This window comes from Desulfovibrio sp. (assembly GCA_016208105.1).
GTDB lineage: Bacteria > Desulfobacterota > Desulfovibrionia > Desulfovibrionales > Desulfovibrionaceae > Fundidesulfovibrio.
The window spans coordinates 147,921-160,523 of sequence record JACQYS010000003.1; the positions used below are offsets into that span (position 1 = coordinate 147,921).

Consider the following 12,603-nt stretch of genomic DNA (forward strand, 5'->3'; position numbering starts at 1 on the left):
AGGAAAGGAGAGGAGCCCAATGCAAGAATTCGAGCACCTTCGCCAGATGTTCATGGCGGCCCTGGACAGGGTTGATCCGTATAAGATGATCCTCAACCACGTGAAGTTGGAGGGCTCCAGGCTTACTGTCTCTTTTGAAGGCGAACGCCATGAAGTGAATCTGGGCGATTACAACCGTATCCTGGTGCTCGGCGCGGGAAAAGCGTCGGCGAGAATGGGCAAGGCTTTGGAGGATATCCTCGCGGACAGGATCACCAAGGGGCTCATCTCGGTCAAGTACGGCCATGCGGAGCCTCTCAAGCATATCGAGGTGATCGAGTCCGGGCATCCCACCCCGGACGAGCAGGGCGTGGGCGCGGCCCAACGCATCGCCGATCTGGTGCGCGAAGCCGACGACAAAACCCTCATCTTGAACCTCATTTCCGGGGGCGGGTCCGCGTTGCTGCCGTGTCCCCTGGTTCTGGACCACCCGGACGGACCGATCAACCTCACTCTTTCCGACAAGCAGAACATGACCAAGGCCCTCTTGGCCTGCGGTGCGGACATCGGTGAAATAAACTGCATCCGCAAACACATTTCCGGCGTGAAGGGCGGAAGGCTCCTGCGTCTCATGCAGCCGGCCCGGAGCCTGAACTTCATCCTGTCCGACGTGGTTGGCGACAGGCTCGATACCATCGCCTCGGGACTTACCAGCTACGATGAAACCACGTTCGAAGAGGCCATGTCCATCATCGAGAAGTACCAGCTCTACGACAAGGCTCCTCCCAACGTGATGCGCACCCTCACCTTGGGCGTGCAGGGCAAGATCGAGGAAACCCCGAAATACGGCGATCCCGCTACGGAACTGGCCACCAATATCCTCATCGGCTCAAACCAGGCAGCTCTCCTGGCAGCCTGCGAAACAGCCAGAGGCCAGGGCTACAACACGTCGGCCCTGACCTGCGCCCTTACGGGCGAAGCCAGGGAAGCGGCCAAGTTCCTGTGGGGCATAGCCAAGGACGTGCGCAAAACCGAGATGCTGGTGAAGAAACCGGCCTGCATCATCGCGGGTGGTGAAACAGTGGTGACCTTGAAGGGCGAAGGCAAGGGCGGACGCAACCAGGAGATGGCCCTGGCGTTCCTGGCCGAACTGGCCCGCGACGAGCAGAAGGGTGCGAACATCTTCTTTCTGTCCGCCTCCACCGACGGCACCGACGGGCCGACGGATGCCGCTGGCGCTTTTGCCTCGGCCGAGTTGGTGGAGCTCTCCAAAAAGGCCGGGCTTTCCATCAACGGTTCTCTTAAGAACAACGACTCCTATCACTTCTTCGACGCCATCGGGTATCTTTTGAAAACGGGTCCTACCATGACCAATGTCTGCGACCTGCACATGGTGATTGTGACGCCGTAACGTTGCCAGACTGTGCTCTCCAAGGTGAGAGTGCGTTTTCTGCCCTCACAGCGCCAAACCGAAAAGGCCGGGACTCGTCCCGTCCTTTTCGGTTGTGGATTGGCAGCCGGCAAGCGAATGGGGCACAATGAGAACAGGCTGGAATGAGGCTTGTGATGAGGCGCGGTTTTCAGGAGAGAGTGCTCAGTTCGCGCAGCGGGCGCCCTGACAAGGCTCCCTTGGCCCCGAGTCCCCTCCTGGCAGCACGCCAGGCCACAAGTTCAGCCACGATGCTCACCCCGATCTCTTCCGGGGTCTCAGCCCCGATATCGAGCCCGATGGGGCTGTGCACCCTCAAGAGATCATGCTCGGGCGTTCCCTCCAGCCGGAGTTGATCGAACACGGTCCGGACCTTGCGGCGGCTGCCGATCATGCCCACATATCCAGCTCTCGTCAGCAGGGCCTGGGCCAGAGAATCCAGATCGTGCAAGTGGCCGCGAGTGACGATGACGATTGCGTCGGAAGGCCCCAGATTTCGACCAGCAAAGCATTCTTTGTATGAATCAAGAATGACTAACTCTCTGGCCTCGGGAAATCGTTCGCGGTTTAGGAATGCTTCCCGGTCGTCCATGGCTACCACCCGAAAGCCCACTCGATCGGCAAAAAAGGCTGTGGAACGGGAGACATGCCCCGCTCCGACGAGATAGAGGGTGTCCAATGAGACAAACGGCTCAAGAAAATAGCGTTGGCTGCCGGTCTCGAACATCTCGGGAGTTTTGAAGGAGCATCCTCTTTGCAGAAGGGCATTAGCGGTCGGTTCATCCAAAGGCTCCCCAAGGAGCCTGCCCTCCGGTAGCAGAATGCGTTTGGAGTCTGGAACGGAGTGTGGGCATTGCTGAAAGCCCAATGGGGTCACGAGCAGGCAGTTCTCTCCCCTTGCCAAGATGCGAGAGAGCTCCAGAAAAAGGTCCAGAGAAGCTTTGTCCGGATCGATGCGTTCAAGGAGTATCTCCACCGTGCCCCCGCAGATCATGTCGGACTCCGCGGCTTCAGCACTGTCAAGGTCGAAACGGAGAAGGGTGGGGTGGCCGGATTCGAACACTGCCCGCGCCTGGACCAGGGTTCTTCCTTCCAATTGCCCGCCCCCGATGGTGCCCATGATGTCCCCATTGGCATGGACGAGCATCTTGGAACCCGCTGCTCGCGGGGCCGATCCATGCCTGGAGGCGATAGTGGCCGTGACCAGTTGCTCGCCCGCGCTCAGGGTGGCGATGAGAGCATCAAGTAATGTCTTCATGTGTTCTTTGCTTTCCTGGGCGGCTGAGCAGCCACAAGGGGATTTGATGCGATCCACAATGATGCAACACAAGCGCGATCAGTTCTGCTTTGGAGAGAACGAATACGTCAACCATTGATTGGTCGTTTTCTTCCGGGTGAATACTCAGGGGGCGATACCCGTTGGGGACGCTCCATTCTTTGGGAAGCATCACCGGCAGCCAGAGAGACCTTGCAGGAGTTGAAAGCCTTTGCAACCAATTCGTATTTGATCTGCGTGTTCCAGGCGTTCAGGGGAGGGCAGGGGGAAAACAAAAAAGGCCAGGAACGAGTCCTGGCCCTTTGTTCTTACCTGTATACGCTCGAAGGGGCCTTGGGGCCTACCAGCGGCGATCTCCGCCGCCGGAGCCGCCTCTGCCGCCGCGGGGCTTGTCTTCGGCTTCGTTGACCTTCAAATTGCGGCCGCCGAATTCCTTGCCGTCCATCCCCTGGATGGCAGCCTTGGCGCCTTCGTCGTCCATTTCGACAAAACCAAAGCCGCGAAGGCGGCCGGTTTCGCGGTCGGTGATCAGGCTAACGCTGATGACTTCGCCGAAGGTGGCGAACTGGTTACGGATGTCGTCCTCAGTGGAACTGAAGGAAAGATTTCCGACATAGAGTTTCTTAGACATGGGCTATTGCTCCCTTTTTTGGCATTTTTTTCGTATCGCTTGGAGCTGCACATCGCAAAAGCCCAAGGTTCAAAAAAGTCATGCTCGTTGAATGGCTCGAAAGAATCTCATATGCTAATATTAAAAAATGTAAAGGGCCTTTGAGTGGATAATTTTTAAAAAATGAATGTTTGTCATTTCAGACTACACATTTTTACTAAAAATCTTGTATTAAGGGAAAACGCAGTTTTAATTCATAAAAAGTGCATTTGTAGAATTTCCTGGCAGTGGTCGAACGTCAGTAAATTGCATGAATGCACTGCAAATATTCATTTCCCCCCTCGAAAATGCATGCTATTCGGCCTGGTATTCTACTGCTCGGGGTAGGGTTTCGTGGCGACAATGGCCGCACAATCTGTTCCTGATTGAGCCGTTGGAGGAGTCCTGAAGGTATCAGCATTATTCGCTGGTGAATTTCCGTCTGGCCCAGACGTTCGCCTGCACATCCATTGCCGGTCCGCCGCCTCCGCGAATGAACGGAGAATCTCCCGGCCAGATGTTCTCAAGGTAGTATCTGAACCCCGCCTGGGCGAGAACAGCCAACACCTGGTGGAGGGTTTGAGGCCTATGGCGCCAGCAATGGCACTCGACAAAAGCGAACCCCACTCTCGGGAGTAGGTCTGCGCAGTCGGCGAGGACGTCCGCTTCAGCCCCTTCGATGTCCATCTTGAGGAAATCCACGCGCTCAAGGCCTGTGAGGACATCGCGCAGCCGCAAGGAGTTTACCCGGATGCTGGGGCCTACCCCCAGGATGGACCCGCCTTCGCTGCCCTCCGGCGTGAATTCCATACCTTCGCCGTGTACCCAGACCGCGCCTTGTATAACCGGGATGTGGCCAAGGCCGTTTCGGGAAAGATTGCGTTCCAGATAGCCGGTTATGGCCGGGTCGGCCTCGAAGAGGAGCATCTGTGCATCCGGATGGCGGGTGGCCAAATGGACAGCGCTGACACCCACGTTGGCTCCGCAGTCCAGGATTACAGGGTTTGGTATGCTGCAAGGAAAATCATAGATTCCATGGGCCATGATCTCCTTGGCCTGATAGAGAAAGCCTATTGGATCAGGGACTTCGAAGACCCAGTCCATAAAGGTGATGGTGGCTGGCTCGTTGCGGGGTTTGTCTTTGTATACGTTGTAGAGGCGTTCGAGTTCGGTAAGGTATTGGGTCGACATCTGTATCATTGAAGAAATCCATTCCCGAAGGGGCTCGGCAAGAAAACATTTCAGAAGAAGGTGTTGCCGCTTCGCCCGGAACCAACCACAAGGCCGGTTTCAGGGCCATGCCATTCTGTGGAGGCATCTTCATGCCTCATAGCGACAGAGTACATGTATCGTCCTGTCGAAACAACGGGTGAAATGTATCGTGGCTTATCTGTATTCAGTCGAAAAGGAACGCTAAAGCGGAAGTGCTCACAAAGAAAAAGGGCTCCGAGTAAAAAACTGGAGCCCTGTCTTATTCTGGAGCCAGCGAGGGGACTCGAACCCCTGACCTGCTGATTACGAAGTGGATGCACCTTAAAATTGTCGATTGATTTCAGCTGACTACAGCCTATTTTTCACCACGTCAAATCGATTATATTTACACAGTCATTCCAGCATGTTATACCTATTTCAGGTGGAAAGATTTTTCACAAACCTTTCACCTGGGAGGCGGAAATAATGACTACAAAAACCAACGTGATAGAAAAGCTTCGGCATCCTTACAAAATTACGCTCTATAAGAACGGAACGAACGCAAATATCTATTATTACTTTACTTTCAAGAAAAAATCTTATCGAGGTTCGACTGGAACTGATTCGGTTGACAAAGCTATTGATGTAGTCTCTGAAATCTACTTTGGCGTAAAGAAGGGGAAAGATCCGAAAGCGCAAAAGGGTGACAGCGTTAAGTTTGAGGTCGCAGTGGCGAAGTTCTTGGAATACAAGTTGACGGAAGGTAACATCGCACCAAAGACCTTGAAGGAATATACAAGGCAGTCAAGATATCTGGTTGAGAAACTTGGTAGCAAATCCATTGACTCCTTCACGGCGAAAGATTTTCTTGAGTATGAAGAATGGCGGGTGAATTACTACAAGACACACGCCGCAAAGAAAAAACAGGTATACGTTAGGGATGGAAAAAAAGTTACTGGAAGAACATTTGATACTGTGGGAAACTCTGAAATAAACAGAGAATGTACCCTGATCGGTTCTATCTTGAGACATGCAAAGAGATACATGAACGCCTTGCAGGGTAAAGATGTTCCAGTGTTCAAGAACAAAAAGGAAAGGATTCGTGAAGACATCCTAACAAAAGATGAATATCTCGCTCTTGAAGACTACTGGATGAAAGAGAACCCCTATTACTGGCAGATAATTTCTTTCGTCAATAATACTGGGATTAGATACCCATCAGAACTGTGTAGGATCACGTGGGGTGATGTCGACCTCCTAAAATCGTATGTAGTCATTAGAGATAGGAAGAGCAAAGGGAAAACCCCTCTTCATTCCAGCGTTCCACTTGTTGGCAGAGCACGGGAAATCATAGAGCAACTTGGCAATAGGCAAAACATTCCAAAAGGTCACAACGATATTGTATTTGTCAACGACAATGGCGTCCAAATTAAGAATATCAACAAGGCTTTTAAGAAAAGTTTGGAGGCGTGTGGCATTGAGAAGGATATCTCGATGTACTCGCTACGGCATCTGTTCATCACCAGAATGATGAAGCGCCCAGATATTCCCATGCAGATGATTGCTAGTACGGTCGGTCACGTAGATACCACAATGGTTGAACGTCGGTACTCGCATCTACGCACAGCGGATATTGTAGAAGCATTCAAGCGGTCAGAGGACAACAAGAAAGAGTTTATTGCAAAGATGAAGCGCCAGATTGAAGAATTGGAACAAGAATAATATAAAAAATCGATCATTGGATAATGTGTATACATGACTTCCTAGGTATGGTTTTCGCTTGTCCATTTTTTTCTTCCAAATGCACCAAATCAAGCTTAAGAATTTAAAAAAACCGTTACAAATCTATATTCAGAAAAGATCAGTAATTACGAGGTGTTGGTGGCATAATGCATGATGGAATGATAAGTCAGTTAGATGATGGTACTTTGTACGTTAGATTTAATAACGAACTGTATGAATTGGAAGCAATTAGGGCTGCTGCCTTTAAGTTTTCTGGCAATTACTTTGTACTAATGAAACCATTTGATGCTCATGAAGTTATATTAATACTTGATCCGAAGCCAGATTGTGAATGCAATATAGAAAATGACTTGAAATGTTTTTGTAATGAGACGTTAGATCAACAGATAAGATTGGATCTTGAAAAAAGATACGGAAATATGAAAGAATTGATCGTCAGGCAGGCATTCTTACCTGTCGAAGACGGGAAAATGGATATCAAGTGTGAATAATCAGCCGTATCTCATACTTCCGCACAGCTATACAAAGATTAACAGCGGAGACTACCTCTTAACAAACGATGGAGGGGATTTTTATTATTTGAGTCCAAATGAGCTTGAAGGATTTCTTACATATAAACTAGATAATTCTGGTGATATATACAAAGACTTAGTGAGCTCACAGTTCATTTCAGAATATAAAACTAGTTTGTCTTTAAATTTAGCAGCTACAAAGTACCGTACACGAAAAGGATTTTTAAGAAATTTCACAGTTTTGCACATGATGGTGATAACTGTACGGTGCAATCAACGATGTGAGTATTGCCAAGTGTCATGTGAGCCTGAAGAAGCTTCTAAGTATGACATGCCAATTGATACCGCATGTAAAATTGTCGATTTCATTTTCAAGACACCATCGCAATCAATTAAAATTGAATTTCAAGGTGGTGAACCGCTACTGAATTGGAGGACAATCAAAGAAACAGTTGATTATGCAAAAATGATAAACCATAACATAAAAAAAGATTTAGAGTTTGTGATTTGCACCAACATCACTCTCCTCACAGATGATCAGTTGGAGTTTATCAGCAGGAATAATATCGCCATTTCAAGCTCTCTCGATGGTTCAAAAGAAGAACATGACTGCAACAGGATATTGAGGAATGGTGAAAGTAGTTACAACAAGGTGATGGAAAAAATTGAGCTTGCACGATCTAAGGGTGTAAACGTTTCTACCTTATTAACTGTAACTAAGCAGAACATCGACAAGGTCGAGTCTATTGTAGATGAATACCGAAGGATGAATTTTGATGGTATTTTTTTTAGAGCCCTAAACCCTTACGGGTTTGCATCAGAACAAGCCTCAAAACTTGGGTATACAGCAGAAGAATTTGTTGAGTTCTATAAGAGAGGACTGGATTATATAATTAAAATCAACAAAAACGGGGATTTTTTTGTAGAATACTATACTCAGTTGTTATTGACGCGCATATTGACCAGTTTTCCTACTGGATTTGTTGATCTTCAGTCTCCAGCTGGGACTGGAATTAGTGGTGTCATTTATGACTACAATGGTGATATTTATCCAGCCGATGAAGCAAGAATGTTAGCAAGGATGGGAGATGATTATTTTAGGCTCGGTAACGTTTCGCATGATCCTTATGAAAAGGTTTTTACAAGCGAAAAACTAAAAAATATCATCAAAAAATCTTGCTTAGACACAATACCCGGTTGCTCTTGGTGTGCCTACAAGCCGTATTGCGGGGCAGATCCAATTCGAAACTACCTGGAGACAGGTGATTTAGTCGGTCACAAGCCCACAAGTTTCTTCTGCAAGAAACACATTGGCATTTTTGAACATCTTTTTTCTTTATTGCAACGTGCGAGTGATGACGAACTAGATATATTTTGGTCGTGGATAACTCGAAATAATTAATATGAAAACTTTCAAAGGAACTCCAAGGCGCATACCTCGTCGTATTGTAGGGGTTGTTACACGATCTCCATTGCCGTTACTTAAGCGTCCCTCACGGATATTAGTAAGTGATGATGGGCACGGCTTCGGCTACTCAGGGATAGTGTCTACTAAAGGTTCACTGGCGTCACTACTGTCTCCCTCAGTATGTGATCTGCCTTATGAAGATGCATGCTACCTTAACGATGGAGATATTGTCTCTCTTGACGAAGAAGGAAATGTCTCGGTCTTATGGGAGTATAACAGTTCTAGCAACTCTTTGCTGGTAACTGAAAAATGTAATTGTAACTGCGTTATGTGTCCGCAGCCGCCAAAGCCTGACTCTGCATTGCTTGATTTTATTAATGAAGCGGTTATTAATTTGCTTCCGCTTAATTATGACAAGCCGGTCTGTCTCACAGGAGGTGAGCCTACAATCAATAAAGCACGATTCTTAGGATACTTAAAAGCTATCAAAACTAAACTCCCAAACGTATGCTTAGATGTGCTTACTAACGGACAAACATTTTCTGATTTTGAATTCGTACAAGAAATTTTTGATTGTGCACCTAAAAAAACGACATTTTGCATATCATTGCATGGGGACACGTCTTCAACACATAATTCTATTACCAATACTCACGATGGTTTCGCGAAAACAATATACGGTATCCAAAACCTAGCAAGAGTTGGTCTTCATATTGAAATTCGTTTTGTGATTACTCAAAGTAATTTCTCAAGAATGTTCCGTTTGCTCATTTTGTTCAGAAAAATTTCCCCTTTGTTGTACACGTTGCATATATGGGTCTTGAGATTACTGGGTTTGCACAGGATCATTTTGATTCAGTTTGGATTGATCCCCTTGAATATAAGGATGAACTATTAAGAGCAGTTCAACATCTTTCTAGGTCGAAAATTAATGTTTCTATTTACAATGTTCCACTATGTCTTTTGGATGAGTCTGGTTGGAAGTTCGCTGCAAAGTCTATTTCTCAATGGAAGAACTGCTATCTTCCTATCTGCGAAAACTGTTTAGTTCTCAATGACTGTTGTGGTTTTTTTGCGACATCCGGACATGTTAGTTCAAATGTAAAACCTATAAGTCATTAATAAGGAGAGCGTATGAGAAAACTTGTTGGATTTACTCTTTCTGTTTTTAGTTTGTTTGCCGTATGCTTCGGTTTTTCGCCTATTCTGGCGAAAGCATCTGTTCCAGTTAATGTTGATGTTGTTAAGTCTAATGTGAATACTCAAGCTTTGCATCTTGACACTGCGATTAAGCACTTGTCATCAACTCAACCTGCTGAGTTTGCACAGCATCAGTCTCATTATTCTCATGGTTCTCACCAGTCTCATGCTTCACATCGGTCCGGATATTGAGTCGTTATTTTAATATGTAATATGGTTTTTTAAGTAATTTTGTTTCTTGTGGTTCTCAATTTTTATGTCTTCATTGTGAAAAGGAGGTGTCATGCAGAAAATTCTCCTGATTGCATTTTCTTTTTGCAGCTTGTTTATAGTTTTTTTTGGATTTTCTCCGTTGCAGGTACAAGCTTCGGCACCTGTAACTTTCAAAGTGAGCAACCATAAGTTTGATGGTACTGCTTTATATTTTGATAAAGCAATTCAGATGATTGCTTCTGATCAAACTTCGGAAATTGCTGCTCACCGTTCTCACTATTCGCATAAGTCTCATAAGTCTCACGTGTCACATCGTTCAGGGCATTGAGGTGACTACAATAGTGGAGGAGGGCTTTGCTCCTCCACTATTGTCGCAACGAGCTGTCATTGATATAGATTATATGCGTCGTGTTTTTGGTGAGACTTAAGGTGGAAATTGTAAGATCCATTGTCGCCATATTTTGGCGTAAAGTGGTAAGTCAAAAACTCTAACCCCACGTTTATCAGCACTGTCCTCTCAAGAATGACCCTTGAGTGGTAAACGTCTGAGTTCGCCAAGATTTATCCTTCAAAGTGTCATGTGGCTTGTGCCGACGATCAATTTCAATTTCTATCTTCTGTCCATTCATATCCTTAGTAAACGCATCCTGAAACGTGCTGATTATAGCAGCACACGAGCCAACAAAAAGCATTATCCCTAGTGCAGCGGAAACAATCCACCGAATAATTTCTGCACTCAGCCCTTTAGAAAATGAACAATTAAAAATAGAACTGGTGACAGCCGCAGACAATAGAAAAGAGATGAAAAATGCGGCAAGATTTCCGAGTATTGGAATGGTAGATAGAACCATGTTTGAGAAGAAGCAAACTCCGCCTGAGATTATCGTTGAATATATCGCTCCACGATAGCTCGCCTTTTGAATGCGCGAGATTTTTGCCCCCATGTATAAAGCCAATGACGATAACAGCAGACCGACAATCAAAACAGTAAAAATTCCACCGAAAATATGGTTCAACAATAGGTTGTTGTGCCATACTGTGAATGATTCAAAAAACAAATGCCACCCTCCAGTCTATTGAATGATTGCAAACGCTCAATTCAATTTAATAAGACATGACCAGTGCGGTTGAGATGCCGCCTACCTTCGTCAAAGTGAGCGCAGCAATTTGAACCTTAGTCCTGCCTGTCCTGATCGACAGGATTGATCCTAGTCAATCCTGAGAGAAAAGGGAACGACATGCGTTGCATGCCGCTCCCCGTCTCGTTAGGCGGTCAGGTAGAGTGACTTCGCATCATCCCAGTTCTCAGTGCTGAGCATACCATCGTAGAAGAGGATCTCAGACTTGAGATTGCCGCTCTGTTCAAGCTTTTCAAGGCGCTTCTTGGCATAACGCTCTTTCCACATAGCGGTCAGAGACTCTACCGAGTTGTCATACCTCCGAGTCAGGCTTTCAAAGTCGGTTTTCCCCTGTAAAAACTCGGGGGTTTCATTGAACAAGGAACAAAAGAACGTGCCGCGCTGATGTGAGCACTGGAAGTCATTGGTCTTGAAACCGAGCTTACGAAACATATACTGTAAGAAGCGGTTCTTGTTGTCGCGCACAAAGGGCATTCCGCTCGGTTTCTTTTTCTCCATATAGTAATAGTACTTTTCATAGTCATATTCTTTTGCCCAGTTCTTCAACATTTCAAACTCAACGTCAGGTAGTTTGAAGGCTACTGTGCTGTCGAGGTGACCTGTTTTTCTCCAGTATTTGAGGTTAGAGTACTGGGAAAAACTTCCATAGAGGCTTGTTGTTGAAAGTCCAACAAGCTTGTCTCCATACGCTTTGTTCCAGTCGTTTTCGACCACATTACTGGATGCAAGCAAAGAAATGAGTTTTCCACCCATGTAATTATATCCAAACGGCTGCATCGGGACGAGCGTATAGCAGTTTGCAATATGATCGAGACACTTCCAGTCGCGGGAATTGATTTGCTCCGATATACCCAGGTACTTGTTACGGGGACCAAGCTGTGCCATGTCAGAGCTGATGTGTATCATACCAATATATTTACCAGTCACTTCGTCGGTGACCAAGTAGCGTAAAGCTCTTCCAATTCTGCTAACATTTTCATGGGCTGTACAAAACGTACGGAGAATCTGGAAAGTCTTCATCCCAGACTTCATTGAAGAGTTTACATAAGTCAACTTAGGCTTGATATTCAAAACCTCTGATGGATCAGAAGGATTGAAAATCATCCTTTTCACCGCATCCAGTTCGGTTTGTTTATACTTACCGCTTTTCCCTTGGATTTCTTCAAACTTCTTTGCAAGGGTGTACTCACGGGAAGTCATATGGTTGTAGTAACCAAGCTTTCTGGAGATTGTATCAACAAGTATTTTGGTTTTATTGGCTTTATCAGAATCAAGTAACATGGTCATTCCCCTTCGGTTAGTGTTTCCTCACCTCACGAGAATGACTTTATCAAAGACGCTGACCCGTCGAAACAAAAATCAACAAGTATTACAGCATGTTATCCGATTAGTTCAGATTGCAGGTGTTGACATGTGACATCATGCGATGAGATGTGATGGATATGTATCTGTAATATCTGTTGTATTGATCAAAAAGTACAACAACATTTGCATGGAGAACAACGTAGTTGATTCAGAACCATTTGTCGCTCTCCATGCTATCAGTTGCATGTACTAATAGTTTGTAAAAGTATAGTGCTTTTATGGTAATGAGTTATAACATATTGTTTTTTGCTCTCCCAGGGCATGCTAACCAATCGCATTCTGAGCATGATGTATTACGTTGATTATTGAAAATTAACGCTGCATCGCATGGCATTGGCATTCCAGATTGCATATCTGCTATATAATAGCACGTAGTATAGCCATCCCAGTAAGACTTCAGGTTTTCCTCGGTAGATTTCCAGTTGTCCATAACCCTAATCCTTTTGTCGCAGTGTTATTTCATCTTTGCCTCACCGACAAAATACAGTATAGCACGCGG

12 protein-coding genes are annotated in these 12,603 nt (G+C 46.2%); 7 read left to right on the forward strand and 5 right to left on the reverse strand.

The window, feature by feature from the left end; genetic code table 11:
- Window positions 1–19: 19 nt before the first annotated feature.
- Window positions 20–1,390: a glycerate kinase gene (locus tag HY795_02220; GenBank protein MBI4804032.1), complete on the forward strand. Its 1,371-nt coding sequence runs from the start codon at window positions 20–22 to the stop codon at window positions 1,388–1,390.
- Window positions 1,391–1,559: 169 nt separating this feature from the next.
- On the opposite strand, the gene HY795_02225 is transcribed toward HY795_02220, so the two are convergent.
- From HY795_02225 to HY795_02235, 3 genes are all read right to left on the reverse strand, one after another.
- The gene (locus HY795_02225; protein MBI4804033.1) at window positions 1,560–2,666 is read right to left on the reverse strand and encodes an XdhC family protein; all 1,107 of its coding nucleotides are present in this window, start codon (window positions 2,664–2,666) and stop codon (window positions 1,560–1,562) included.
- 358 nt (window positions 2,667–3,024) lie between these two features.
- Window positions 3,025–3,315, reverse strand: coding sequence for an RNA-binding protein (locus tag HY795_02230; protein ID MBI4804034.1), 291 nt, complete (start codon window positions 3,313–3,315; stop codon window positions 3,025–3,027).
- 438 nt (window positions 3,316–3,753) lie between these two features.
- Window positions 3,754–4,533 (reverse strand): FkbM family methyltransferase, encoded by a 780-nt coding sequence (locus tag HY795_02235; protein ID MBI4804035.1) that lies wholly within the window; start codon window positions 4,531–4,533, stop codon window positions 3,754–3,756.
- Between the two features lie 477 nt (window positions 4,534–5,010).
- Between HY795_02235 and HY795_02240 the strand changes: the two genes are divergently transcribed.
- The 6 genes from HY795_02240 (at window position 5,011) to HY795_02265 (ending at window position 9,928) form a co-directional block, all read left to right on the forward strand.
- Window positions 5,011–6,246, forward strand: a complete 1,236-nt coding sequence (locus HY795_02240; GenBank protein MBI4804036.1) for a site-specific integrase — start codon at window positions 5,011–5,013, stop codon at window positions 6,244–6,246.
- Window positions 6,247–6,413: 167 nt separating this feature from the next.
- Entirely contained in the window at window positions 6,414–6,758 is a 345-nt protein-coding gene (locus HY795_02245) for a hypothetical protein (GenBank protein MBI4804037.1), read from the forward strand.
- Between the two features lie 13 nt (window positions 6,759–6,771).
- The gene (gene hxsB / locus HY795_02250; protein MBI4804038.1) at window positions 6,772–8,181 is read left to right on the forward strand and encodes a His-Xaa-Ser system radical SAM maturase HxsB; all 1,410 of its coding nucleotides are present in this window, start codon (window positions 6,772–6,774) and stop codon (window positions 8,179–8,181) included.
- Window position 8,182: 1 nt separating this feature from the next.
- On the forward strand, window positions 8,183–9,085 hold the full coding sequence (locus tag HY795_02255; protein MBI4804039.1) for a radical SAM protein: 903 nt from the start codon (window positions 8,183–8,185) through the stop codon (window positions 9,083–9,085).
- Between the two features lie 236 nt (window positions 9,086–9,321).
- Window positions 9,322–9,579 (forward strand): hypothetical protein, encoded by a 258-nt coding sequence (locus tag HY795_02260; protein MBI4804040.1) that lies wholly within the window; start codon window positions 9,322–9,324, stop codon window positions 9,577–9,579.
- Window positions 9,580–9,670: 91 nt separating this feature from the next.
- The gene (locus HY795_02265; GenBank protein ID MBI4804041.1) at window positions 9,671–9,928 is read left to right on the forward strand and encodes a hypothetical protein; all 258 of its coding nucleotides are present in this window, start codon (window positions 9,671–9,673) and stop codon (window positions 9,926–9,928) included.
- Between the two features lie 175 nt (window positions 9,929–10,103).
- Here HY795_02265 and HY795_02270 read toward each other — a convergent pair whose 3' ends face one another.
- On the reverse strand, window positions 10,104–10,658 hold the full coding sequence (locus tag HY795_02270; protein MBI4804042.1) for a hypothetical protein: 555 nt from the start codon (window positions 10,656–10,658) through the stop codon (window positions 10,104–10,106).
- A gap of 207 nt (window positions 10,659–10,865) precedes the next feature.
- Complete coding sequence (locus HY795_02275; protein ID MBI4804043.1) at window positions 10,866–12,020, reverse strand: DUF4338 domain-containing protein; 1,155 nt, start codon at window positions 12,018–12,020, stop codon at window positions 10,866–10,868.
- Window positions 12,021–12,603: the final 583 nt, after the last annotated feature.

Coding starts and splice junctions, on each gene's coding strand:
- HY795_02260 (MBI4804040.1), top strand. CDS start 9,322: ATGAGAAAACTTGTTGGATTTACTCTTTCTGTTTTTAGTTTGTTTGCC.
- HY795_02265 (MBI4804041.1), top strand. CDS start 9,671: ATGCAGAAAATTCTCCTGATTGCATTTTCTTTTTGCAGCTTGTTTATA.
- HY795_02245 (MBI4804037.1), top strand. CDS start 6,414: ATGCATGATGGAATGATAAGTCAGTTAGATGATGGTACTTTGTACGTT.
- HY795_02220 (MBI4804032.1), top strand. CDS start 20: ATGCAAGAATTCGAGCACCTTCGCCAGATGTTCATGGCGGCCCTGGAC.
- HY795_02230 (MBI4804034.1), bottom strand. CDS start 3,315: ATGTCTAAGAAACTCTATGTCGGAAATCTTTCCTTCAGTTCCACTGAG.
- HY795_02240 (MBI4804036.1), top strand. CDS start 5,011: ATGACTACAAAAACCAACGTGATAGAAAAGCTTCGGCATCCTTACAAA.
- HY795_02255 (MBI4804039.1), top strand. CDS start 8,183: ATGAAAACTTTCAAAGGAACTCCAAGGCGCATACCTCGTCGTATTGTA.
- HY795_02235 (MBI4804035.1), bottom strand. CDS start 4,533: ATGATACAGATGTCGACCCAATACCTTACCGAACTCGAACGCCTCTAC.
- HY795_02275 (MBI4804043.1), bottom strand. CDS start 12,020: ATGTTACTTGATTCTGATAAAGCCAATAAAACCAAAATACTTGTTGAT.
- HY795_02225 (MBI4804033.1), bottom strand. CDS start 2,666: ATGAAGACATTACTTGATGCTCTCATCGCCACCCTGAGCGCGGGCGAG.